This window comes from Mycolicibacterium sp. SMGY-1XX (assembly GCF_059132455.1).
Map to the genome: position 1 here is coordinate 4,764,103 of NZ_CP101139.1, position 22,932 is coordinate 4,787,034.

The window sequence follows — 22,932 nt, forward strand, 5'->3', positions numbered from 1 at the left end:
TTGACGACACTTAGGACTTCGGACGAGCCTGCCGTCGCCCGCGGCGGGGGTGCTCTCGGTGCGGCCAACCGGTGGTTGGGCGCCGTACTGGTGACGCTGTTGTGTGTCAGTGGCCTGCAGTTCGTCCTCTACATCGCATTGACCTACATCGCCCGACTGTTCGACGGCGACCTGCAGCAGTGGAACGGCGGTTTCTTGCCGGGTCTGTACTCGCCGGAGAACCCGGGTGCCAGCGGCTCGATCGGGCTGCACTTCGTCACCGGGGCGGTGGTGATGGTGCTGGGCTGCGTGCAGCTGATCCCGGTGATCCGCACCCGGTGGCCGGTGGTGCACCGGTGGGTCGGACGGCTGTATGTGGCCACCGCCGTCCTGACGGCGGTCGGGGGTCTGGGCTTCATCGTGCTGCAGCGCACCGTGGGCGGCATCGTGATGGACATCGGCTTCGGCCTGTACGGGTTGTTGATGATCCTCTCGGCGGTGCAGGCCATCCGCTACGCCCGTGCCCGGGACTTCGACCGTCACCGAGCCTGGGCGGCGCGACTGTTCGCGTTGGTGATCGCATCCTGGCTCTACCGGATGGAGTACGGGCTGTCCGCGCTGGTCGACCTCGACGGCCGCACAGGCGATTTCCGCGGTTGGTTCGACTACACCATGGACTTCTTCTTCTACCTGCCCAACCTGGTGATCGCCGAGCTGTACCTGCGGGCACGACGGACCGACAGTTCAGTGGCGCTGCGTGGTGCGGCGGTGGCAGCGCTGCTGGTATCCGTAGCGGTGGTCGGCGGTGGGGCATACATCCAGCTGCAGCGGTTGTAGGGGTTCCTGGCGGCCAACGCGAACCTACGTTGTGACAGGCAATTCGCCAGGGTGGGCCTGGTAGCAGTCCCGGCAGACCGCCTCGGGCTTCTCGGTACGTCTGGGCCGTTCACGCCGGGGCGGACGTCACCGAACGGCCGTCGCCCGAAACGCGCCAGCATGTGAAGACGAGGCTCACACCGCCGTCAACCGTCGCGCCAGGTCCGCGCCCCCCCACCTCGCGGATGAACTCCGGATCCCCGCAAACAACGAGTTAGTCACGCGCGCGGAACAATCCGACGTAGAGCCGCTCCCGCGACCGTTCGAACTTGCTCGAGTCGTCGACCACGAGGACCAGCAACGCCGCTCCAATCCCTTGAACCCGAGCACATGACCGTAGAAGGCGGATTCTAGTCAACGTCGCAACACCGACGGACCCGGTGAGGCTAGCAGGACCGCGAATAGATCGGCGGGACAAAGGGCTTACAGGACCATGCGGAACCGGTTGTTGAGTTTCGTGTTCGATGCCCTCAGGTGCCCCAGCGAATGATTGGCGAGGGTGACGCCCTTGGGGAAGCAGTCACGTAGCAGCCCGTTGGCGTTCTCGTTACTGCCGCCTTGCCAGGGTGATCGGGAGTCATCGACCGGGAACTGCCGGAACAGGTGCAGGTGCACCTGGCCTTGTTCAAAAGCCTGGCACCACCGGGTTTCCGGTCGCGCCGAGAATGAGTGAGTGAAAGGCGCTGTCGTGCACCATCACCACCTGGCGCAGGTCTCCCCCACTGGCGGCAGCCTGCTCAAACTTCTCCAACTCGGCCTTAAGCCGGGTGCCCGGATTGCTCACCCGGTCGACGGCCACCACGCGCGTGGCCCACGGCTCGATCAGGAACCGCAGTTCGAACAGCGCGTCCAGGCCGGCGGCGTCGAGTACCGGCGTGGTGGTGTACCCGCGTCCGGGCTGGTAGTCCAGCAGCCCATCGGCCTCGAGCTTCTGCCGGGCCTCACGAACGGGGGTCTCCGACAGCTCGAGCTCGCGCGCGACGTGTTCGATGTTGATCTTGGTGCGCGGCGGGATGGCCCCGTCGACGATACGTCCACGTAGGTGGACGTAGACGTGCGAGACCGCGCCCCCGGTTCATGTGCGTTCGCCACGGCTCCCCTTTGCTTGCGTGTGAGGCGACACAATACGCATGTGGTGTCGGAGGGGCCGCCTAATCTCCCCGCGTGAGGTACGACCGGTGGGACTACACCTGCATCACCGTCGCGGTTTTGGCGGCCGCCAGTTCGGTTGTCTGCTCGCAGTTCACCAAGGACGGCACCGGCTCCATTCACGGGTGGTGGCTGGCCGGGCAGATCGCTGCCGTCATGGTCGCGGCACTGGCACCGGCGTCCGGCGCGTGGCGAGCCAAGCGCTCCGAAGTCGACGCGCGCACCCAAAGCCGGCTCGAGCTCAACTCAGGGCTGGACCCAGTGGTGCGCAAGCTCGGCGAACTCTCGCTCGCCACCGGCAAGCGGGCCCAGGAACCGATCCGGGCGGAGATCATGTCGCTGATCATCGCGGCTGCGCACCAGGTCGTCGGCACCACCAACGCCACCCGCAGCTGCTTCTTCGAGTTCGTCGACGGCCCCCCGAAACAGCTGCGCCCCACGTCGAACCATCAAGGGCGGCCCGGCTCCAGTCGCTCGGTCTTCACCGAAGGCACCCCTGATGGAGAGGCCGCGATACGGATCGTCGAGGATGACACGCACTGGCTGTGCCGCGACGTCCGGACGGACCCTCCGCCGGGCTGGGCGTCTCGCGATCGGGACTACCTGTCCTTCATCTCCGTCCCTGTGGTCGCGGGCGATATCGCTTTCGGGATGCTCACCGTCGACTCTGCGGTGGCCAACGATTTCGACCGCGGCGACGTCGACCTGATCAGGGTGTTTGCCGGATTGCTGGCGGCATCGCTGGACGCAGGCATATAACCGCAGCTCAACGGCAACATGTCGGTGCTGTGCCCTAGATTCTGGGCAAACACGACGTAGAGTAAAACCTCTGCCGTGAGAGGAGTCCGAGCATGGCTGTCCAGATCACCCCGAAGCCAGACGACCGCGCCGAACGCATGGTGTCGAATCCGTCCGGGTATTTCAACGATGCCCGCGAGCGGCTGCGTGCCGAAGTCGTCGAGGACATGCATCGAGATCAGCGCCGCACACGCTGATCTTCCCGCCACGGACGACAGAGCGATGGGATCATCGACGGCTTCCGAGTAAGCCGGTAACACTGAGCGCCAAGCTTCGCGAGGTTGCTTCATAAAACGAAATGTCCGCGGTTCTTTCGGGTTATTCGCCATCCTCCGTTACGATCTGTCGCCGTGAAAAAATTTACGATGCTGGCAATTGGTTGCGCTGTGGCACTGCTCCCTGCCGCGCCAGCGAACGCCGAGCCCGGCTCGTCGTGCGACCCGAACTACTCCGGCGCGTGCGTGCCGATCGCGAGCGACGTCGACTGCGCCGGCGGCAGCGGTAACGGCCCGGCCTACGTCCAGGGGCCCGTCACCGTCGTCGGCACCGACATCTACAAACTCGATAGCGACCGCAACGGCACGGGCTGCGAGTCGTAGTCAGCGTGGCGGTTCGTCGGAATCCAGCGGCCGCGGGCTCGACGGTGGCATATCCGTTGTCCAGAAGGGTTCAACCAGCGGGTCAGCCCGGCCGTCCGGATCCGCTTGAAGTACCGGCACGAACCAAAGATGAAAAGCGCCATCAAGATCAGGCCGACTATCAGCGCGGTCACTTCGATCAGGAGGCCGCGCACTGGTGACGAACGACCGCACAACATGCGCCGCCGTGACAGCGACGTGTGATCTGACGCCACCGAAGTGCTCACCCGAGTCAGTGCCGGCGTGCCTCGTGAGGCGTATTCAAGAGTCTGAACCATGCACTGCAACACTTCGGACGTTCAAGGCGCAGAACCGCTGCCGCGGAACCACCCTCGGGCGTCAGAGGGGTTCGCCGATATCCGGGAGAAGAGCAAGATCCTGGGGCTGACCATCTCGAAAAGTCCTCGCCAGCTCACGCACTCGCCGCTTAGCCCACTCAGGATCGAATCCACTCAGTAGTTCGTACTCGTATTTGAAGCGCTCCGCGCGGTCCCCCACCTGCGCAGCAGCTCGGTTCCTGACGACGCCCTTGCAGTACCAGTACAGAACGTCGTCGAGATTGCCAACTTGGTCGAAGCTGATCTGACCGCGCTCGTAAAACGAGTAATGGTAGTTCCCATCATCGGTGAAGAAGATATTGAGACCATCATTCGTCCGCAAACCGACGGCCATGGGGCGAGCATCAAGTTTCTCGGCCAACCTATCCAATTCGATCTGAAGCTCGCTCGATTTATCGTCCAAGGGGCGGCCCATACCTGTCGAGAATACCCCTGTCGACCAGCTCCTCGACGCTAACCTTCACCCCGTCCGGACCTACAATCATGTACTGCGTGGAAGTCGGCGCAGGGGTTTGTCCAAACCAGGGCTCAACAGGGCCTTCCAGAATCTGCCAACCGGGCGGAAGCGGTTGTCCTGTAACCAGATACCGGTTGTACTCCCCTCCTACCGACTCTGGGGTCAGGGCACGGTCCGCGAACGGAGTGCCGTCTGGAGCGAGGTAACGGCCATACTCGGATCCGAATCTGTCGATGATGGTTCCCTCCGGCAGCTGAGCAGGCTGAGGATGGTAATCGGTCGGAAACCCATTGTTCCCCGGCCAGATCCGCGACTCGGGAGTGCCGAACAAGGACTCAAATTCTGCTGCCGGCATTCCGCCTGTAGGCTCCCAGCCCCGCAGAACGGCGGCGGGTGCGCCGCCGGGAGTAACGAGTTCGGCAGGGAGCCCAGCCCGTACCGCAGCGAATTCACCACCGAACGGCAGCGTCGCTGCTGAGGCTCCGACGTCGAAAGTTTTCTCACCCAGGTAGTAGGCGGCACTGGGCGAGTCCAGCGCGTTCTGGACCTCCCCTATAGCGGTGCCGACAGGATCGGTGACCGTTTCGTTAATGCCTTGTACAAGGCCCTTCCACGACTCTTTGAGCGCGTTCACCCCTTCTTGTCCGGTTAGGTCCCGCAACAATTGTTCTGTTGCGAACCAGCGGTCACCGAAGCCCTCACCGAAGCCAGGAGCAGGCGTGCCGCCTGGCTCAGGTGCTTTGACGTCAGGCAGTGGCTGTTGCGCGTGCATGACAATGTCGTTCAGCCGTCGCTCGATCTGATCCGCAGGGACGCCGTCGCGTTTCATGACTTCCCTTGCGACAGAATTGAACTCGTCGACGGCTCGAGGGTTCAGCGGAATCGGCAGTGCGGCCGGTGCGTCCTGCCCCGACGATTCTGCCAGGGTAGATGGCTCAAGAGAGTGGTTTGAAGGGACCTCGGTTCCCGGAGGCACTGCACCGGCGGAGGACTGACTGGCGAAGGTGCTGCGTTCGCCTGGGACGTTGCCGTCTTCATCGCCTGTAAGCGACCCCAGGAAAACGTCTAGGTCCGGACTGTCGACGCGATAAGGCGCGTGAATCGGAGTGGAACCGCCCGCCATGTCGATGGCATTGGCAAGCGCGACATCAACCAGGTTCGCCTCGCCGATCAGCTTGTCAACCCTCGGCTGAAGCTGGCCCTGTTTGAGCAGCAGCTCCATCGGACTACCAGTGAAGCCAGCACCTGCAACCACACGACCTGAAACAGGGTCGATCTCCATACCAAGAGCAGCGGCGTCCGCCTTCAGGGTCGACAAGGCTGACTTGATACGTTCGATCTCATCGGCCGCGCTGCGGGCGGCATTCGCGACTGCCAGAGCCTCTCTACCGTGCGCATCGAGGTCCGCACGGGTCTTCCCGATCGCTTCTTTCGCCGCTTCCGCCGCTTCACCGCCCCATGTGGTGAATGCGGGCAGCGTCGCCAGGCCGTCGGACGCGTCCTGCACCGCTTGGGCGCGGCTGGTGGCAGCGTGGAACACCTCGCGGACGTCACCCGCGTCCCAACGCTCGATGTCGGCAATCGTCAAAGCCATAGCACTCAGCCACTACGTCTGGGCGGCAGTTGCAACTGACTGCCGCTCAGGGTTTTCGAACACGACGCGCATGCGCTCTTGCCTTGAGCGAAACGCTTCGCCGTGAAACGTGAGTACCATCGGCATGCTCCCTCGACCTGGTGAGGAGTGCCGTTGTCAACGCTGCCACTGCGAACCGTGACCGCCGGGCCTGAGGCCATGAGAGGATCGATTATCGCTTTCAGCCACACAGCGATCCCCTCCCCGTCCTTTCTGCCAGAAACATGCTTAGCAGCAAATCGACGAGGGCGGTAGTTACCCGGTCCAAACTGGCGAATGCGTCCTGAAAGGCGGGTCACCGGCTGCCACCAAGTCACAACAGCGGCGAATCCATCGTGCCCCCTAACCCGGGGTTATCCCTGGTGCACCAATGCACGGGGATTGTTTGACTGAGGGGCGCTCCGCGATGTCCCGACCGGGAGGGCCGATTGCACATGTCCGTACCGGTGATCGATGCAACTATGGCGGACGTGAGCTGGGTGTCCACCTCTGCATTGGTCGGACGTCGCGCTGAACGCGACGTCGTGGACTCGCTGCTGGCCGGGGCGCGGTCCGGCAGCAGCGGGAGCTCTTCGATGGGGACGCCTTCAACGAGCTCAACGAACGCCAGTTGAGCCAACTACGCCGCCGAGCCCGCCGGTCGACACGACTGGTTGCTCGCGGCAGCCGAACACCAAGGCATCGACTTCGAATCGGCCGTCGCGCCCGCGGAGGCGGCGGGCCTGATCACCGTTGAGCATGGCCTCCGCTTCCGGCACCCCCTCATCCGCTCGGCGGTCTACCTGCACGTCCCCCCAGCCGAAAGACGCTCAGCACACGCGGCTTTGGCGGCCGTCATCACCCAGGAATCCGCTGAGGATCACCGCGCGTGGCACCGTGCCCAGGCGGTCAGCGGACGCGATGACGGCGTGGCCGACGAACTCGAAGGGTCCGCCCAGCGCGCCCAGGCCCGTGGTGGCATCGCGGCCGCCGCTGCGTTCCTTGCCCACTCCGCCGCCATGACCTCTGACCCGCAGGTGAGGGCCACCAGGGCTCTCGCTGCTGCACGCGCGAAAATCGACGCCGGCTTACCGCAGGCCATCCCCGAGCTGCTGGCCACCGCCGACGCCACCGATGACGAATTCCTCAGAGCGCAAGCAGATCTGGTGCGCGCCAGAGCGGCTTACAGCACCAGCCGCGGGATCGACGCGCCGGGCCTCCTGCGCTCAGCGGCTGAACGGCTGAGCCGCACCGCACCCGAGCTGGCCCGCGAAACGTACCTTCAGGCCGTCACCGCGGCGATCCTGGTGGGGCGGTGCGCCACCGACTCCCCCGCCAGTGCACCCGAGATCGCAAAAGCCGCCGCCCTCGCCCCACCGGCATCACAACCCCCGAGGGCGGTCGACCTCCTGCTGGACGGGCTGATCGTGCACCTCACGCAGGGCCACGCAGCGGCCGCACCTCATCTCAGACGCGCACTGGACGGCTACCTGTCCGAAGCCCAGGCAGGGACTGCCGATCCGCGCTGGCATGACGCCACCAACCGCGTCGCGCTGGCAGCTTCGCCTTCCGGGCATCGGCGGCGTCGAAGATCGAATACTGCGCCCGCCCGTACATCACCGCGGCCCGCAGATACAGATCCGACGCCGTCCGGGCGAAACCGTGAGCCCCGTGGTGTTGGGCACGTTGCTCGGCCTGCGCGGCGATGGCGGCCCACGCCTTCGGCAACATCGCGCCGCTCTGCACCAGAGCGAACACCTTGTCGAAGTCGGTGTGGTCGTGGCCCAGTTGCTCCAGAGTGCCCTTGCCCGCCGGATGCAGCGCGTCGAATCCGCCCTGGGACAGCGCGATGTCCAACGACCAGCTTTGCCCGCTCGATCTCATTGTCATGTCAGCCATTGCACGCCCCCCGTGGCCGCTACACACCCGTGGTTTCCACGGGTGCACTCGCCCGAGTCCGCTGAAAGGCTCTCACCCATGACCACACCACCCACCGTCATCGAGTACGTCCTCGGCCGGTTACACGACCTGGGCATCACCGACATCTTCGGCGTCCCAGGCGACTTCGCGTTCCCGGCGCAGGACGCCATCGTCGGACATCCGGACATCAACTGGGTGGGCTGTTGTAATGAACTGAACGCCGCCTACGCCGCCGACGGCTATGCCCGCATCCGGGGCGTCGGTGCGGTGAGCACCACCTACGGTGTCGGGGAGCTCAGCGCCATCAGCGCGGTGGCGGGCGCCTACGCCGAGAACCTGCCGGTGTTCCACCTGACGGGTATGCCGAACCTGGCCACCCAACACAACCGCGCGCTGGTCCACCACACACTGGGCAACGGCGAATTCGACCTGTTCCGCACCATGGCCGACACCGTGGTGTGCGCGAGCGCCATCCTCACCCCCGCCAACGCCGTCGCCGAAACCGAGCGCCTGATCGCCGAAGCGCTGTATCACCGGCGCCCGGTCTACCTGGCTTTCCCCGCCGATGTCGTCAACAAGCCCGTCCTCGCCTCGTCGGCGCGTCTGACACCGCCGGCCAGTGACCCGGATGCCTTGACCGCCGCAGCCGACGCCGTCGTCGCCGCGCTCGACGCGGCCCCGACAGCGTGTGCGCTGCCCGGTCTGCTGATCGACCGACTCGGAATCGGCAAGCTGACAGTCGATTTCCTGGAGAACACCGGCTTGCCGTTTGCGACGATGTTCGCCGACAAATCGGTGATCGACGAGGACCACCCGCACTATCTCGGCATGTACGACGGCCGATTGATGGAGGAGACGGTCCGGGAGTTCGTCGAGAACTGCGACGTCGTCGTCACCATCGGCACCAGGCAGACCGACTTCAACACCGGAGCCTTCACCGCCCACCTGGACCCCGCCCGCACCATCGACATCGGCCTGCACCGCACCCAGGTCGGCGGCCGGGTGTTCCAGAACGTGGAACTGACCGACCTGTTGGGTGAACTCGCCGGCCGCACCGTGGGACCCCGGACGCTCCCCGGTATCAAACCCGGCGGCCTGGGTGACCTCACCGGATCCGGTGCGCAACCCATCACCGCCGACACGCTGTACCCCAGGTGGGCCGAGTTCATCAAGGCCGGGGACATCGTGGTCGCCGAAACCGGCACCAGCTCCATGGGTTTGGCGTTCACCCAGTTGCCGCCGGGAGCACGCTTCTACAACCAGACCCTCTGGGGCGCCATCGGCTGGGCCACCCCCGCAGCATTCGGCGCCGCCGTGGCTGCACCCGATCAGCGGGTCGTGCTGATCACCGGTGAGGGGTCCCACCAACTGACCGCCCAAGAGGTCAGCCAGTTCCACCGGCGCGGACTGCAGCCGATCATCTTCGTGCTGAACAACTCCGGCTACCTGATCGAGCGGCTGCTCTGCAGCGACCCCGCCATCGCGTACAACGACCTCGCGCCGTGGAACTACTCCGCACTGCCCCATGCGCTGGGGTGCGACGGCTGGTTCACCGCGCGGGTCACCACGTTGGGAGAGGTGGACGCCGCCCTCGCCACGGCAAGCGAGGGCGATCGCGCCGCCTACATCGAGGTCATCACCGACCCCTATGAGGCACCGCCGCTGGCGAATCGCCTGCACGACAACATCAAGACGCTCTACGGCGAGGAGTAGTCAGCATGACAACCATCGACGTGAACGCCCACAACGCGGTTCCCACCATCGACGGTGAGGACGGGGCCACCGTCCTCGGTCCGGACAACGTACCCATCGGGCTGCAGAACCCCGGAGCCCCCGACACCGACTCCGGCAGCATGCCCAACCTGAAGTGGTCCTTCGCCGCCTCGCACAACCGGCTGCTCAACGGCGGCTGGGCGCGGGAGACGACGATGCGGGAACTGCCCGTTGCCACCACCTTGGCCGGGGTCAACATGCGGCTCAAGGCCGGCGCCTATCGCGAGCTGCACTGGCACCGGGAGGCCGAATGGGCGTTCATGATCGCCGGCAGCGCCCGCATCGCGGCCATCGACCCGCAGGGCCGCAACTTCATCGACGACATCGGCCGCGGCGACCTGTGGAACTTCCGCGCCGGGTTCCCGCACTCGATTCAAGCGCTGGAGGACTGTGAATTCCTGCTCGTCTTCGACGACGGCAACTTCTCCGAGAACGAGACCTTCCTGCTCACCGACTGGTTCGCACACACCCCGAAACATGTGCTGGCGAAGAACTTCGGCGTACCGGCGTCGGCATTCGACAACATCCCGAAAGCCGGCGACATCGAGCACTCGCGCTACATCTTCCCCGGCGACGTGCCCGGAGCCCTGGTCGACGACATCGCGGCGGTCACCTCGCCTGCGGGCACCGCGGAACGCATGAGCCATCGCATGCTCGCTCAGGACCCGATCGAGGTTCCCGGCGGCAGTGTGCGGATCACCGACTCGCGTAACTTCCCGTCCGCCTCGACCATCGCCGCTGCCTGGGTGGAGCTGCAGCCCGGCGCGCTGCGCGAGATGCACTGGCACCCCGACCACGACGAATGGCAGTACTGGCTGTCCGGTCACGCCCGGATGACGGTCTTCGGCTCGAGCGGCAAGGCCGGACCTTCGACTACTACGCCGGCGACGTCGGTTACGTGCCCAGTGCCATGGGCCACTATTTCGAGAACGTCGGCGACGAACCGGTCCAGATGCTCGAACTGTTCCGCAGCGACCGCTTCGCCGACGTCTCCGCGAACCAATGGCTGGGCCTGACACCGGCGGCCGTCGTCGGCGCCACGCTCAACCTCGACCGCGGCGCCCTCGACGCGCTGCGTCGGGACAAGCCGCTGATCATGCCGGCCCGATGAGGCGTCTGGCCGCCGCACTCCTCGGCGTCCTGCTGATCTGGCCGCCACCGGCGGCCGCAGAACCGCCGCAGCCCACTGTCGTGCTGGTGCACGGCGCGTGGGCGGACACGTCGAGTTGGAACGGTGTGATACAGGCGTTGCAGCAGCGGGGGCTCACCGTGCGTGCGATCATCAGCTCGCGGAACCGACCGCCGACGCGCTTCTGCACCGGTAGGTGAAGGCGGGTGGCATGTTGCGCCACACCACGCGGCTGACTTCGACGTCGTCGAACATCTCCCCGAGGAGGCGGCGGAAGGCGCGGGCCCCGCGCAGCGGTGCTGCATGGACGTAGGCGAACGTGGTGAACACCCCGTCGGCACCCAGGATCTCCACCACCTGGCGCAGAATCAGCCGCTGGCTTGCGGCGTCGAACAGCGACCAGGGCAATCCACTGACCACCGAGGTCGCTCGGCCGACGCCGCGGGAGGCCAGCAGTCCGACGAGCTCACGTGCATCACCGTTGATTACCTCCACCTCGGGATGCTGCCGGGCCACATGCCAGGCCAGCGACGGATCCAACTCCACCGCCAGGTGCCTGCCGCCCCCGGACAGCTTGGCGGCGATGGCCGCACTCACCACGCCCGTGCCCGGGCCAAGTTCGACGATCACCGGCGCTGCGTGTGGGGAAACAACGGAGGCGAGTTCGTCGGCCAGGTGCGGCGAGCTCGGCGTCACAGCACCGATCCGCGCAGGGTTACGTAAGGCTGCCCGGATGAACGCCGACGTGTCCGCGCCGCACTGGCGGGCCGGAAGAGTGGTGGTCACAGCAGTTGCCTCTCAAGGGGTTTCGGAGCTGTCGCGGCACGCTGCCGGGCGTATGCGCCGCGCAGGATGCGGAGCTGGTAGTAGGTGGTCACCACGGCGAGCGGAATCCCGGTGAGCATGTCGACGACACCGAGTCCGAGCAGGTTGCCCTCGAGGTAGAACGGAATCTTCGACACGGTGCGGATGGCCGCAGCAACGGCCCAGACGGCGGTGGCCCAGCTGTAGGCGCGGAGCAGGATGGGGTTGATGCGCCAGGTGGCACCGTCGGCGAGCACCGGAGCCAGCATGACGCCGAGCAGTGGCCGCCGAATCAGGATGGACGTCAGGAGAATGACGCTGAAAACACCGGTCTGGATGAGGTCGATCAAGAAGAAATCGCCGTCGTTTCCGGTGGCCACCGCCATCAGCCCGGACAGCGCCACCAGGATCATGCCGCCGACCGCCGGCCCGACCGGCTGCCACGCGGTCGCACGCACCAGTGTCAGGACTACACACACCGCCAAGGCCGAGACCGTCGCCCACACGATGTCCGTCGTCGCGAGATACACCACCAGGAAAACCACATTGGGGCCCAGCGCATCGACCAGGCCACGCCATCCCCCGAGCACGTCGAGGACCGACGCGTCCGGCGTGGTGATCACGTCCACCAATCTCATTCGGGCCCTGTGCAATCCTGCCCGCAGACCTCGCTTGCCTTCGTTCATTTCATCAACCATGACGCCGAATGCGCCACCTCGCCAGGACGCTGTCATCCGAGGATCGGCGGTCCCTGCCAGCGTTGAATACTCGTCGTTCGTATCCGCGGGCACAGCGAGTGGAAGACGATGGTGGTCCAGAACAGCACTCGACCGGGCCGGGGTCGGCGCCCGGCATCCGAGGTGCGGCAGGCGGTGCTCGACGCCGCGGCCCGCCTTCTCTACGACGAAGGCCTGCGCGCAGTCACTTTCGAACGTGTGGCCGCGGCGGCCGGGGCCAACAAGGTCACACTGTACAAGTAGTTGCCGACGCCGGCCTCAGGCCGTCAGCGCCGCCCGGAGAATCTCGGCAGTCCGCTCGTAGTGCGCACACAGTGACGCCACGGCCCGGTCAGCGTCACGGTCCAGCGTCGCGTCGAGAATTGCCCGATGCTCGGCGGCCACATCCCGATTCTTGTCCAGCGGTTGCGACCAACGCCGATACAGCTCAGAGGAATTGCGCAGCGTCTCGGCGATCGCAATGAGCCGCGGGCTGCCGCAGCCGGCCACCAGCGCGCGGTGGAAGTTCGCGTGCACCCGCTCCCACGCATCGGAGACCCGCACCGGCTTGCCCTCAGTCATCATCGGTGTTCGCTCCAGCGTGTGATGCGCGGCCACCAAGGCCGACTCCCACGCCATGTCCCCGGTGACGATCGCCCGTTGCAGCGCAATGCTTTCGATGTCGATGCGAACTGTGGTCAGGTCATCGAGATCGTCGCGCGTCAGCGGCTTGACGGTGAAACCGATGCGAGGCTCGGACACCACGAGCCCCTGTTCGGCGAGTCGGGTCAGGGCCTCCCGCAAGACTCCGATGCTGGCCGCGTATTCGATACCAAGGGGCGAGAACCGCAGTTTCTCGCCGGGTTTGAACACGCCGGCCAGGATGTCGGCGCGCAGTCGATCGTGCACCTCTTCGGTGCTCGCGCGAGTCTTTGCTTCGGCCACGAGGGCAGCGTAGACCACCGCCGTGCCCACCATCGTGAACCAGGAAAATTTTCGTAGATCAAGACATTTTCGAACATGAGCCAGGAGCCAACTACCCGAGGGCTCACTCCGCCGCCCTCGCGCGCGCCGCAAACCGTGGCGACCCTTGATGTTCCCTCCACTCTGCTAAAATTTCGAATAAAGTTGCGTTATTCGAATATGCACTGAAGGGATCGACGTGACCACACACATTGCCGTTCTGGGTACCGGCGCCAACGGCGCCTCGGTGGGAGCGGACCTCACCAGGGCCGGACTCGACGTCACCTTCATCGAGCAATGGCCTGACCACGTTGACGCCATGCGCCGCAATGGCGTTCGCATCGACATCGCCGGCAGCACGGAGATCACCGAGGTTCGTGTGCGGCATCTGTGCGAGGTCGCGCAGATGCGCCGGCCTTTCGATGTGGTGTTGCTGATGGTCAAGGCCTACGACACCCGTTGGGCGTGCGAGCTGATCAAGCCGGTGCTGGCCGCTGACGGTGTGGTGGTCGGCATCCAGAACGGTATGACGATGAACGACATCAGCGATGTCCTCGGTAGCCATCGCACTCTCGGCAGCGTCATCGAAGTGGCCTCCACCATGTTCGAACCTGGTGTAGTGCAACGCGATACCAGCAGGGAGATGTCGTGGTTCGCCGTCGGCGGGACCGATCCGATGGCGCACCGCCGCGCCCCTGACATCGCCGATATCCTCCGCCATGCCGGCCGGGTGGAGGTGTCCGAGGACATCGTGTCCTCTAAATGGATGAAGCTGATCGCCAACTGCACCGAGCTGGTGACTTCGGCCGTGTTGGACATGACGGTCATGGAGGCGGTGCGAGTACCCCGGATGAAGGACGTGATGATCGAGGCCGGCAACGAGGCTGTGCGCACCTGCCTTCAGTTGGGGCACCAGTTGCTGCCGATCATCGGCATGGCGACCGAGGATGTGACGACGCCGGAGCATTTCGCCGAAACCCTGCTCGCGGTGGTGCATGACGACTTCTCGATCGAGGGGCAATTGACCACGGTGCTGCAGGACTGGCGCAAGGGCCGGCGCAGTGAAGTCCATGAGCTGAACGGCCACATCGTGGCCGAACAGCACAGGCTTGGTGGCGCCGCACCGGTCAATGCTGCGGTGGTGAACATGGCCGAACAGGTGGAGAACGGAACACTGCGCCCGGGGTCGGACAACGCGGCCGCCCTGCTGGCACTACTGCACTGAAAAGCGCCGGTGCCCCAGCGCTTCCGCTGGGGCACCGGTTCTGTCAGCCGTTCCACATGGTGATGTAGGCCGCCCGGAAGTCGAACGGCGGTTCCCAGGGCTGCCCTTGCGCCGGCAGATTGTGGTCCTTGTCGATGAACTGCCAGCCGCCACCCTCGGTGGGCAGTGCCGCGGGGTCCTCACCGGCGAAAATCCGGTTCAGCGTGTTCGCCAGACCCCAAGACGCAAGGGCGTACGGGATGACCGTCTCGGTGCTCTGGGTCCCTTCGCGCACCAGATCGAGGTTCAACCCCTCCCCGCCGGCAACGATGCCGCCGAAGTTGGCCTGTCTCAACGCCGACTGCAGCCCCAGCCCCATCAATGAATCGATCCCGGTGGACACGGCGGTGGCATCCGGGTTCTGCATCAACGCGGAGCTCCACTTGGCGGTGGCCTCGCGGGGAACCTGGGCGAAGGTGAACGGCACCTCTACCAGGTCGCAGTCCGGGCACGCCTTGGCGAACTGCTCCCGAAAGCCTTGGTTCGAGTACTGCTGGGTTCGCTGATCGGTGTTGGCGATCTGGAGCAACTTGCCTTCACCGCCCATCAGCGCTGCCACGTAGTCGGCCCGGGCAGCACCCCACTTCAGGTAGTAGTCCTTGATCTGCGTGGAGCCCATGACGTTGAGCCCAGCGGTGTAGAGCGCCTGACCGGCGCCGAAGGCCTCGTCATCACAGTCGATCGAGGTGAACTGCACGACGGGGATGCGGGCGGCGCGGGCGGCTTCCAGGCCACTCTTGACCCCTGGACAGTCGTAACTGAACACGGCGATACCGTCGACATCGGCGGCCACCGCCTGCCGGATCAGGCCGGTGGCCACTGACGGGTCCGCCTTCCCGTCAACCAGATTGACGTCCCAACCCAACTGGGCACCCGCCTCGACGAAGCCCGCCGACAACTGCGAGCAGGCTTGGTAGGCCTCCCCGCAGGACACCGCCCACACCCGCTTCCCACGCTGGGCCGCCGGCCCTTCAGCGGTCGGCTGCTGCAACGAATCGCCGTCGTATCCGGATTGCAGGATCTCGCGCTGTTCCGCGGTGAGGTCGGTGGCGATCTGGGGTCCGTCCGAGATCGTCGTACACGCACCCAGCAGCATCGCGACACCCGCCAAAGCGACGACGCCAGCCGTGGTTGCCCGGCGCACCGGGATCATGCCGTTGCCCACCATGTGCTCATCTCCTTGCGCTGTGAGGTGGATTTCGCCGCGTGTCCACACCACGCGGCTCCCCGTCCGATCAGACTCGTATTTTCGACTAGATTAATTTTTTTCGAATCTTCCGCACGTGTTCGACACCGTATAGCATCGTGTGGTCCGCGTCACGAAGAATTCGTGAACTCATCAGCCGCCAGAGAGGAACACCCATGCCGGCGCCATCGCTCGGTCAGCACGTCATGGTCGGCAAGCTGCCCACCACCTTCGAAGTACTCGCCGATCAGGTGGCCGACGCGTACAGCGTTGTGCGACAGATCATTCCGCCCGCGGTGCTGATGCTTCCGCATACCCACGAGAACGAAGACCAGGTCGCGATCGTGGTGCGGGGTCATCTCGGCGTCCTCGTCGGCGATCGGGAATGGACCGTCGGGCCCGGCGAGATCGCCGTGCGCCCCCGCGGCCTGGTCCACTCGGTGTGGAATGTCACCGACGAGGACGTCGAGATCCTGGAAATCACCTCGCCCGGCGACTTCGAGCACTACTTCATGTCGATGGGTGACCTCACCGCCCGTGATGCCCTGGCCCAGGCCCCGCAGCTGGCCGCCGAGTGGAAAATCAGCCAGTCCCCCGAGCTCGCCGCCCGGTTGGCGCAACAGTACGACGTCGCCCTGTGAGCGCGCCCGCCGTGCCGGCCGCCCACCCTGAGACACCGGCCATCAGCATCCGTAACCTGCAGAAGACCTACCCCGGCGGAAAAGCGCTCAAGGGAGTCAGTTTCGACGTGCAGCGCGGCTCCGTGCACGGCCTGGTCGGCGGCAACGGGTGCGGCAAGAGCACCCTGGTCAAGAGCATCGCCGGGGTACAGTCCGCCGACGCGGGCGGCACCGTCGAGGTCAACGGAACCCGGATCGCGACCGACCAGCTCGGCGCTGCCTGGGCCCGCACCGCAGGCCTGCGGTTCGTGCACCAGAACCCGGGGATCTTTCCCGACCTGAGCGTGGCCGACAACATCGCACTGGGCGACGAGTTCCCGGCCCGGCTCGGGATCGTGCGCCGGGGCGCGCTGCGCGACCGGGCCCAGCGCCTGCTCGATCACTTCGAGATCGACGCCACCCCCGACACGAAAATGGAGCAGCTGCGGCTGGCCGACCAGACCATGGTGGCCATCGCCCGCGCCCTGCAGGACCACGTGGAGGGCCGCAGCCAGATCGCTGCCGTCGTCCTGGACGAACCCACCGCTGCCCTCCCCCGGCATGAGGTCACCATCCTGCTCGATGCCATGCGCACCATCACCGCCACCGGCGTGGCCGTCATCTACATCAGCCACCGCCTCGACGAGGTTCTCGACGTCTGCGACGACATCACCGTGCTGCGCGACGGCGCGCACGTCATCACCCGGTCGACCGCCGGACTCACCGAACCAGAACTGGTGTCCCTGATCGTCGGCCGATCACTCGACGCGATGTACCCCGACACCCCCGGAGCCACCTCGGACGCGCCGGTGGCACTCCGTCTCGAGCATCTGAATGCTCTTGGAATACAGGATGTCTCATTCACCTTGCGTGCGGGTGAGATCCTGGGCATCGCCGGACTGCTCGGCGCCGGACGCAGCGAACTGCTGCAGTGCCTGTTCGGCATGAATCCGGCCACCAGCGGCACCATCACCGTGGGCGAGCGCCGCGTCGGCATCGGATCGGTGCGCGCCGCGATGGAGTCGGGCATCGCCTACATCCCCGAGCACCGGGAGACCGACGCCGCCTTCCTGGACCTGTCGGTGCGCGAGAACCTGTCGGCCGCCGACGTCACCAGGTTCAGTAGCGCCGGAATCCTGCGCCGCAGCCGCGAACGCCGAGCCGCGGCGGAGTCCATCCAGGCCTACGGCGTCAAGACCGCCGGCGACTCAGCGCTGATGTCCTCCCTGTCGGGCGGCAACCAACAGAAGGTGGTCCTGGCGCGGTGGATGCGCCGCCGTCCCGCGGTTCTGCTGCTCGACGAACCCACCCAGGGCGTCGACGTCGGTGCCCGCGCCGATGCCTACCGACTGATCACCGACGCCGTAGCCGAGGGCGCCGCAGCGATCCTGGTCAGCTCCGACTTCGAGGAACTGGCCGACATGTCCGACCGCGTTCTCATCCTCAGCGGCGGGCGTATCACCGGGGAAGTCAGCGGACCCGATATCGACAGCAGCCTTCTCACCGAAAAGGTCTTCTCAGCAAAGGAACTCCAGTCATGAGCACGCTCGACACCCCCACCACGGCCACTCCGGCTCCGAGCCTGGCGGACACCAAGGAGAAATCGGCCGCGGCCGACCTGACGGAGCGGTTCGGCCTCGTCGCGCTGTTCATCGGCGCCATCGCCGTGTTCACCGCTCTGCGGCCGGACATCTTCCCGACCGCCGCCAACTTCCGCAGTATCGCCATCTCGGGATCGGTGCTCGCGGTGGTCGCGATGGCGCTCATCCTTCCGTTGGTCACCGGCCGCTTCGACATCTCGGTGGGAGCCAACGTCGGCTTCTGCTCCATCGCCGTCGCCGGCGCGATGTCGCACTTCGGTGTGAATGTGTTCGTGGCGATGGTGCTCTCGGTGCTCCTCGGCAGCACCATCGGATTCATCAACGGCATGCTGGTGTCCTACCTGGGTATCAACTCGATCATCACCACACTGGGCACCTCCACCGTGATCGCCGGGATCGTGCAGGCCTACACCGGCGGCATCCCGATCAGCACGGGACTGTCACCGACCTTGACCGGGCTGAGCAATCAGCTGTTCCTCGGCATCCCGGTGCTGTTCGTGATCATGGTGCTCATCGGCGCCGCTGTCCTGGTCCTTCTGGAGCACTCCACGCTGGGCCGCTACTTCGCCGCCGTCGGCTCCAACGAGAAGGCAGCAGGCCTCACCGGTCTTCCGACCCGGCGCGTGGTACTGGCCAGTTTCGTGGGAGCCGGCTTCCTGGCCGGTGTCGCGGGGATTCTTCAGATCGCCAGCCAGGGCAACGGCAACCCCCAGGTCGGGGGCATCGGGTTCATGCTGCCCGCGCTGGCCGCAGTGTTTCTGGGCGCCACCACCATTCGGCCCGGCACCTACAACCTGGTCGGCGCCCTGGTCGGCCTCTTCTTCGTCGGGACCACGATCAGCGGGCTGTCCCTGATGGGCGTGCAGCCCTGGATCACCGACGTGTTCAACGGCCTGGCCGTCATCGTTGCCGTCGGCCTGTCCGCAGTGTTCCGTCGCCGCCGCACCGGCGTCGCCGTCATGGGCTCCTGATCAGAAAGGGACATCGATGAAGATCGTCTTCCGACACGGTTGTGTCGTCACCATGAACCCCGCGCTGGGCAACCTCGCCGATACCGATGTCCTGGTCGAGGAAGACCGGATCACTGCTGTCGGCAGGGGTCTCGACGCCGGTGATGCCACCGAAATCGATGCTCGGGGTTGCATTCTCACCCCCGGATTCGTCGACACCCACCGCCACCTGTGGCAGACCGCTGTGCGCGGCATCTTCGCCGACTGGTCGACGCTGCAGTACATGATCGGGATCCGATTGCACATCGCTCCGTTCGTGACGGCCGAAGACACCTACGCGGCCACCTACGCAGGCAGTCTCGAATGCCTCAACAACGGGGTGACGACGGTGTTGGGCTATGAACACAACGTCAATACTCCCGACCACGCCTTCGCCGGCGCCCAGGCGATGGTTGATGCTGGTGTTCGCGGTGTCTACGCCCTCGGGATGGGCCAGGCGCCGCTGGCCCCCCGGGTGTTCTCCGAGACCGAGCAGTACCGGGCGATTCTCACCCAGCTCGACGACGGGATACTGGCGCCCGGCAAGTCACTGGTCCGGCTCGGCGTCGCCCCGGTTGAACTGTTCATGGCTCCGATAGACGTGGTAGCCCAGCAGTTCCGGCTCGCACGCGAGCACGGGGCGCAGCTGACATTGCACAGCAATGCCGTGCGCAACGGCGTGGGTGAGATCCAGATGCTCGAGGATGCCGGCCTGCTCGGCGCAGACACGGTGTTCGTGCACGGCAACACCAGCACCGACCGCGAGTATCAGCTCGTGCGTGATCGCGGCGCGGCCATCTGCGCGGGGGTGGAAGTGGAGATCGGGATGGCACTGGGCGAGCCGACTCTGCGCAAGCAGCGGCAGTTCGGCCTGGCCCCGACACTCGGTGTTGATTCGGTGGGTTGCTGCGGGGGCGGGATCATCGGGCAGGCGCGCCTTGGCATGCAGACAGCCTGCCTGGCCGACGCCGCCGAGGAGCTCTCGCGCGGCGAGAATCCCGCGTCGCTGTCGGTGACATCGCGGGAAGCTCTCGAATGGGCCACCATCAACGGCGCGAAAGCGCTTGGTCTTCAGGATCGCATCGGCAGCATCGAGGTCGGCAAGGACGCCGATCTGGTGCTGTTCCGCGCTACCAGCCCGGACATGGCCGGATGGGTCGAGGACTTTCCCGAGGCAGCGGTGATCACCCAGTCGTCGGCGGCCGATATCGACACCGTGATGGTGGCGGGCACTCTGGTGAAGCGCGGCGGAACACTGCTCGCCGACGCCTGGCCGCGTCAACTGCAGGCGTTGAATCGGACGAAGCGACGCCTGGCCGAGCAGACCCGGCAGCCGGACGGCACGTTCATCCCGACGCCGGCACCGGAGCTGCCTGCCGGACACGGCTGGTGAATCTCGATCGGGACGACTTCTACGTCCCGGTCGGCAATGAAGTCTCGCCGGGATTTTCGACGAGATCGGACTCCAGCAGCAGAGCGGTGGTGAGTTCAAAGTGCTCCTGCAGCAGCGCCGCCGCCCGGTCCGCGTCCCGCTCGAGCGTCGCCTCGAGAATCGCACGGTGCTCGGCGGCGATGTCGCGGGCGGGTCCGCGCACCTCGCTGACCGACCAGCGCCGGTAGATCTCGGCCGAGTCGCGCAGGTTGGCCGCGATGGAGCACAACCGGGTGTTACCGCTGCCGCTGAGCAGATTGGCGTGAAAACCCGCGTGGGCCGCACACCACGCGTCATTGAGGTGCGGCGGCTCTCCGGCCGCCAGCATGGGCGTGCGCTCCAGGGCGTGATGCGAGGCCAAAAGCTCTGACTCCCAAGCCAAATCGCCGTCCGCGATCGCCATCCGCAATGCATACACCTCGACGCAGACACGCGCCTGGGTCAGCTGGACGAGGTCGTCATGGGAGATCGAGACCACTTTGAAACCGAGCTGCGCGGCGCCGGTCACCAGCCCCTGTTCGGCCAGCCGCGACATCGCCTCCCGAATCACTCCCACGCTGGCGCCATAGTCCTCACACAGCGTGGCGAAGCGCAGGCGCTGTCCCGGGTGGAAGCGGCCGCCGAGGATGTCGGCGCGCATCTGCGCATGCACTCGCTCTTGGCCTGTCGATTTACCCGCCATCACACCCTCAATTTCGAACATTCGAAGAGATATCGAATGCTACCGCAGCGCGGGTACCCACGGCCGCATCAGCGAAATCCTTCGAACTATCCACAAATGTTCGAAAGTAACTTGACATGTCGAATCGAACGGAGTCTGATGGACACCGTAACCGCCGTCACAGTGAGGAGCGCAGTATATGAAGGTCGGCAATCTCGACGGGCGGCTCATTCTGATCGGGAACGATGGCGCCTACCTGGACGTCGCCGAGGGCTCCGCCGGACGTTTCGGCCCTGACCCCACCGCGGTGTACGACCGGTGGGACGAGTTTCTGGAATGGGCTGCGACAGTGGACATCACCCCCAGCAACACGGTCGACACCGCACGGCTCAGCGCACCGGTACCGACGCCCCGCCAGATCTTTGCCATCGGTTTGAACTACAGCGATCACGCCTCGGAATCCGGCTTCGCCGTACCCGATCAGCCGACCGTGTTCACCAAGTTCGTCTCGTGCCTGGCCGGTCCGCATTGCGCTGTCACACTGCCCGACGACGGCAACACCGACTGGGAAGTCGAACTCGTCGCGGTGATCGGCCGCGAAGGCACCGACATCGCCGAATCCGACGCCTGGTCCCACATCGCCGGACTGACGGTCGGACAGGACATCTCCGAGCGCCGCACCCAGTCCGCTGGTCCCGCACCACAATTCAGCCTCGGGAAGTCGTTTCCCGGATTCGGCCCGATCGGTCCGTGGGTGGTGCCCGTCAGCGAGTTCTCCGACCCTGACGACCTCGAGTTGGGCTGCTCGATCAACGGCACCGAGATGCAGCGCGGACGCACCAAGGATCTGGTGTTCAGCGTGCCGGCACTGGTCTCCAAGCTCTCACGGATAGTGAAGCTGTACCCCGGCGACCTGATTTTCACCGGCACCCCGGCCGGCGTGGGCTTGGGTCGCAACCCTCAGGTGTACCTACAAGAGGGCGACGAGCTCGTCTCCTGGGTGGAAGGTATCGGCGAGATCCGACAGAGGTTCGTCTCCGCAGCGACTCCTGGGGAGAACGCAGCATGAGTCTGCACCGGCTGGCCCAGATCACCATGGGTGTTCCCAATGTTGCCGAAACCATCTCCTACTACTGTGATTTCGGGCTCCGCCACGAGGGCGACGGGGTGTTCTCCACCGTCGAGGGTGGACGGCAACTCCGTATCGTGGCAAGTGCTCGCCGCCGCCTGGTTGCCATGGTCGTCGGCTGTGACGACCTCGACGACGTCGCTGCCATCACCCAGAGCCTGACCAGCGAGGGGTTCCTGACTGCCGCCACCGGCGCCGGCGTCGCCTCCGTTGAACCGGTGACCGACATCCGGGTGAGCGTCGAGGTGATGCCGCGCCTGGTGCAGACGCCGGTGCCCGCGACCAGCTACAACGGCCCCGGTCGCTACGACCGCGTCGGCGACCGCGCACCCGGCATTCTGCGTGAGGGACCGGTGCAACCGAAGAAACTGGGCCACGCCGTCGTCGGGTCCACCGACATGACCGCCACCCGGCGATTCTTCACCGACGGTCTGGGCTTCAAAGTCAGCGACGCCGTGGGGCAACAGGGGGTATTCCTGCGGTGCTCGGTGGACCATCACAACGTGATGCTGCTACAGATGCCAGTCAGTTTTCTGCACCACACGTCGTGGCAGGTCGATGACATCGACGAGATCGGCCGCGGCGCCAAAACCATGCTCGACGGTAATCCCGAACGCCACGTCTGGGGCCTGGGACGCCACCACGCCGGCTCGAATTTCTTCTGGTACCTCAAAGACCCTGCGGGCAATTTCTCCGAGTACTACTCCGACATGGATTGCATTCCCGACGACGAGATCTGGACCCCCGAAGTGCTCGAAGGCGCCAAAGGACTGTTCAGCTGGGGGCCGCCGCCTCCTCCGTCGTTCCTGGCCCCCGAAGACCTCGCCGATCTCATGGTCGGCACCCACTCGTAACCGAA

The 22,932-nt window shown here is 65.6% G+C and carries 24 protein-coding genes and 2 pseudogenes; 15 read left to right on the forward strand and 11 right to left on the reverse strand.

Annotated features, from left to right (window positions below):
* Positions 1 to 816, forward strand: a complete 816-nt coding sequence (locus NL241_RS22910; protein ID WP_494395132.1) for a DUF2306 domain-containing protein — start codon at positions 1 to 3, stop codon at positions 814 to 816.
* Positions 817 to 990: 174 nt separating this feature from the next.
* Here the strand turns inward: NL241_RS22910 and NL241_RS22915 are convergent.
* Together NL241_RS22915 and NL241_RS22920 are read right to left on the reverse strand one after the other, a co-directional pair.
* Positions 991 to 1,206: pseudogene (locus tag NL241_RS22915) on the reverse strand (nuclease); the annotation flags it as partial.
* 274 nt (positions 1,207 to 1,480) lie between these two features.
* Positions 1,481 to 1,885 (reverse strand): GntR family transcriptional regulator, encoded by a 405-nt coding sequence (locus NL241_RS22920; RefSeq protein ID WP_494398369.1) that lies wholly within the window; start codon positions 1,883 to 1,885, stop codon positions 1,481 to 1,483.
* 134 nt (positions 1,886 to 2,019) lie between these two features.
* Here NL241_RS22920 and NL241_RS22925 point away from each other — a divergent pair, with 134 nt between their 5' ends.
* The 3 genes from NL241_RS22925 (at position 2,020) to NL241_RS22935 (ending at position 3,401) form a co-directional block, all read left to right on the forward strand.
* Entirely contained in the window at positions 2,020 to 2,763 is a 744-nt protein-coding gene (locus NL241_RS22925) for a GAF domain-containing protein (protein WP_494395133.1), read from the forward strand.
* A 92-nt stretch (positions 2,764 to 2,855) separates the two neighbouring features.
* Positions 2,856 to 2,999: a hypothetical protein gene (locus NL241_RS22930; protein ID WP_487687471.1), complete on the forward strand. Its 144-nt coding sequence runs from the start codon at positions 2,856 to 2,858 to the stop codon at positions 2,997 to 2,999.
* 189 nt (positions 3,000 to 3,188) lie between these two features.
* Positions 3,189 to 3,401, forward strand: coding sequence for a hypothetical protein (locus NL241_RS22935; RefSeq protein ID WP_487687468.1), 213 nt, complete (start codon positions 3,189 to 3,191; stop codon positions 3,399 to 3,401).
* Positions 3,402 to 3,779: 378 nt separating this feature from the next.
* Here NL241_RS22935 and NL241_RS22940 read toward each other — a convergent pair whose 3' ends face one another.
* From NL241_RS22940 to NL241_RS22955, 4 genes are all read right to left on the reverse strand, one after another.
* A complete protein-coding gene (locus tag NL241_RS22940) occupies positions 3,780 to 4,112 on the reverse strand; it encodes an Imm63 family immunity protein (RefSeq protein WP_487688122.1) in 333 nt (110 codons plus the stop codon).
* 58 nt (positions 4,113 to 4,170) lie between these two features.
* Complete coding sequence (locus tag NL241_RS22945; protein ID WP_494395134.1) at positions 4,171 to 5,829, reverse strand: TNT domain-containing protein; 1,659 nt, start codon at positions 5,827 to 5,829, stop codon at positions 4,171 to 4,173.
* 848 nt (positions 5,830 to 6,677) lie between these two features.
* A complete protein-coding gene (locus NL241_RS22950; protein ID WP_487687463.1) occupies positions 6,678 to 6,857 on the reverse strand; it encodes a hypothetical protein in 180 nt (59 codons plus the stop codon).
* Between the two features lie 457 nt (positions 6,858 to 7,314).
* The gene (locus NL241_RS22955; protein WP_494395135.1) at positions 7,315 to 7,737 is read right to left on the reverse strand and encodes a hypothetical protein; all 423 of its coding nucleotides are present in this window, start codon (positions 7,735 to 7,737) and stop codon (positions 7,315 to 7,317) included.
* An 87-nt stretch (positions 7,738 to 7,824) separates the two neighbouring features.
* On the opposite strand from NL241_RS22955, the gene NL241_RS22960 reads away from it, so the two are divergent.
* The 3 genes and pseudogenes from NL241_RS22960 (at position 7,825) to NL241_RS22970 (ending at position 10,651) form a co-directional block, all read left to right on the forward strand.
* Positions 7,825 to 9,480 carry an alpha-keto acid decarboxylase family protein gene (locus NL241_RS22960; RefSeq protein WP_494395136.1) on the forward strand — a complete coding sequence of 552 codons (1,656 nt, stop codon included), beginning with the start codon at positions 7,825 to 7,827 and terminating at the stop codon, positions 9,478 to 9,480.
* 5 nt (positions 9,481 to 9,485) lie between these two features.
* A pseudogene (locus NL241_RS22965) lies at positions 9,486 to 10,343 on the forward strand (cupin domain-containing protein); the annotation flags it as partial.
* 107 nt (positions 10,344 to 10,450) lie between these two features.
* Positions 10,451 to 10,651: a cupin domain-containing protein gene (locus tag NL241_RS22970; protein ID WP_494395137.1), complete on the forward strand. Its 201-nt coding sequence runs from the start codon at positions 10,451 to 10,453 to the stop codon at positions 10,649 to 10,651.
* A 171-nt stretch (positions 10,652 to 10,822) separates the two neighbouring features.
* Here the strand turns inward: NL241_RS22970 and NL241_RS22975 are convergent, their stop codons facing one another.
* Together NL241_RS22975 and NL241_RS22980 are read right to left on the reverse strand one after the other, a co-directional pair.
* On the reverse strand, positions 10,823 to 11,455 hold the full coding sequence (locus tag NL241_RS22975) for a class I SAM-dependent methyltransferase (RefSeq protein WP_487687455.1): 633 nt from the start codon (positions 11,453 to 11,455) through the stop codon (positions 10,823 to 10,825).
* Positions 11,452 to 12,111: a DUF3159 domain-containing protein gene (locus tag NL241_RS22980; protein ID WP_487687454.1), complete on the reverse strand. Its 660-nt coding sequence runs from the start codon at positions 12,109 to 12,111 to the stop codon at positions 11,452 to 11,454. Before NL241_RS22980 ends, NL241_RS22975 begins: the two co-directional genes overlap by 4 nt.
* A gap of 168 nt (positions 12,112 to 12,279) precedes the next feature.
* Between NL241_RS22980 and NL241_RS22985 the strand changes: the two genes are divergently transcribed.
* Positions 12,280 to 12,453 (forward strand): helix-turn-helix domain-containing protein, encoded by a 174-nt coding sequence (locus tag NL241_RS22985; protein ID WP_487687452.1) that lies wholly within the window; start codon positions 12,280 to 12,282, stop codon positions 12,451 to 12,453.
* A 15-nt stretch (positions 12,454 to 12,468) separates the two neighbouring features.
* On the opposite strand, the gene NL241_RS22990 is transcribed toward NL241_RS22985, so the two are convergent.
* Positions 12,469 to 13,134 (reverse strand): GntR family transcriptional regulator, encoded by a 666-nt coding sequence (locus tag NL241_RS22990; RefSeq protein WP_487687449.1) that lies wholly within the window; start codon positions 13,132 to 13,134, stop codon positions 12,469 to 12,471.
* 217 nt (positions 13,135 to 13,351) lie between these two features.
* Between NL241_RS22990 and NL241_RS22995 the strand changes: the two genes are divergently transcribed.
* The gene (locus tag NL241_RS22995; RefSeq protein ID WP_487687447.1) at positions 13,352 to 14,377 is read left to right on the forward strand and encodes a ketopantoate reductase family protein; all 1,026 of its coding nucleotides are present in this window, start codon (positions 13,352 to 13,354) and stop codon (positions 14,375 to 14,377) included.
* A 43-nt stretch (positions 14,378 to 14,420) separates the two neighbouring features.
* Here NL241_RS22995 and NL241_RS23000 read toward each other — a convergent pair whose 3' ends face one another.
* Positions 14,421 to 15,584 carry a sugar ABC transporter substrate-binding protein gene (locus NL241_RS23000; protein ID WP_487687444.1) on the reverse strand — a complete coding sequence of 388 codons (1,164 nt, stop codon included), beginning with the start codon at positions 15,582 to 15,584 and terminating at the stop codon, positions 14,421 to 14,423.
* Positions 15,585 to 15,778: 194 nt separating this feature from the next.
* On the opposite strand from NL241_RS23000, the gene NL241_RS23005 reads away from it, so the two are divergent.
* From NL241_RS23005 to NL241_RS23020, 4 genes are read left to right on the forward strand one after another with little or no spacing between them, the layout of a single operon-like run.
* Positions 15,779 to 16,243, forward strand: a complete 465-nt coding sequence (locus NL241_RS23005; protein ID WP_494395138.1) for a cupin domain-containing protein — start codon at positions 15,779 to 15,781, stop codon at positions 16,241 to 16,243.
* The gene (locus NL241_RS23010) at positions 16,240 to 17,802 is read left to right on the forward strand and encodes a sugar ABC transporter ATP-binding protein (RefSeq protein WP_487687438.1); all 1,563 of its coding nucleotides are present in this window, start codon (positions 16,240 to 16,242) and stop codon (positions 17,800 to 17,802) included. Before NL241_RS23005 ends, NL241_RS23010 begins: the two co-directional genes overlap by 4 nt.
* On the forward strand, positions 17,799 to 18,833 hold the full coding sequence (locus NL241_RS23015) for an ABC transporter permease (RefSeq protein ID WP_487687435.1): 1,035 nt from the start codon (positions 17,799 to 17,801) through the stop codon (positions 18,831 to 18,833). Before NL241_RS23010 ends, NL241_RS23015 begins: the two co-directional genes overlap by 4 nt.
* Positions 18,834 to 18,849: 16 nt before the next feature.
* Positions 18,850 to 20,244 carry an amidohydrolase family protein gene (locus NL241_RS23020; protein ID WP_487687433.1) on the forward strand — a complete coding sequence of 465 codons (1,395 nt, stop codon included), beginning with the start codon at positions 18,850 to 18,852 and terminating at the stop codon, positions 20,242 to 20,244.
* Between the two features lie 19 nt (positions 20,245 to 20,263).
* Here NL241_RS23020 and NL241_RS23025 read toward each other — a convergent pair whose 3' ends face one another.
* Entirely contained in the window at positions 20,264 to 20,986 is a 723-nt protein-coding gene (locus tag NL241_RS23025; protein WP_494395139.1) for a GntR family transcriptional regulator, read from the reverse strand.
* A gap of 157 nt (positions 20,987 to 21,143) precedes the next feature.
* Here NL241_RS23025 and NL241_RS23030 point away from each other — a divergent pair, with 157 nt between their 5' ends.
* Together NL241_RS23030 and NL241_RS23035 are read left to right on the forward strand one after the other, a co-directional pair.
* Positions 21,144 to 22,013 carry a fumarylacetoacetate hydrolase family protein gene (locus NL241_RS23030; protein ID WP_494395140.1) on the forward strand — a complete coding sequence of 290 codons (870 nt, stop codon included), beginning with the start codon at positions 21,144 to 21,146 and terminating at the stop codon, positions 22,011 to 22,013.
* On the forward strand, positions 22,010 to 22,927 hold the full coding sequence (locus NL241_RS23035; RefSeq protein WP_487687426.1) for a VOC family protein: 918 nt from the start codon (positions 22,010 to 22,012) through the stop codon (positions 22,925 to 22,927). Before NL241_RS23030 ends, NL241_RS23035 begins: the two co-directional genes overlap by 4 nt.
* Positions 22,928 to 22,932: the final 5 nt, after the last annotated feature.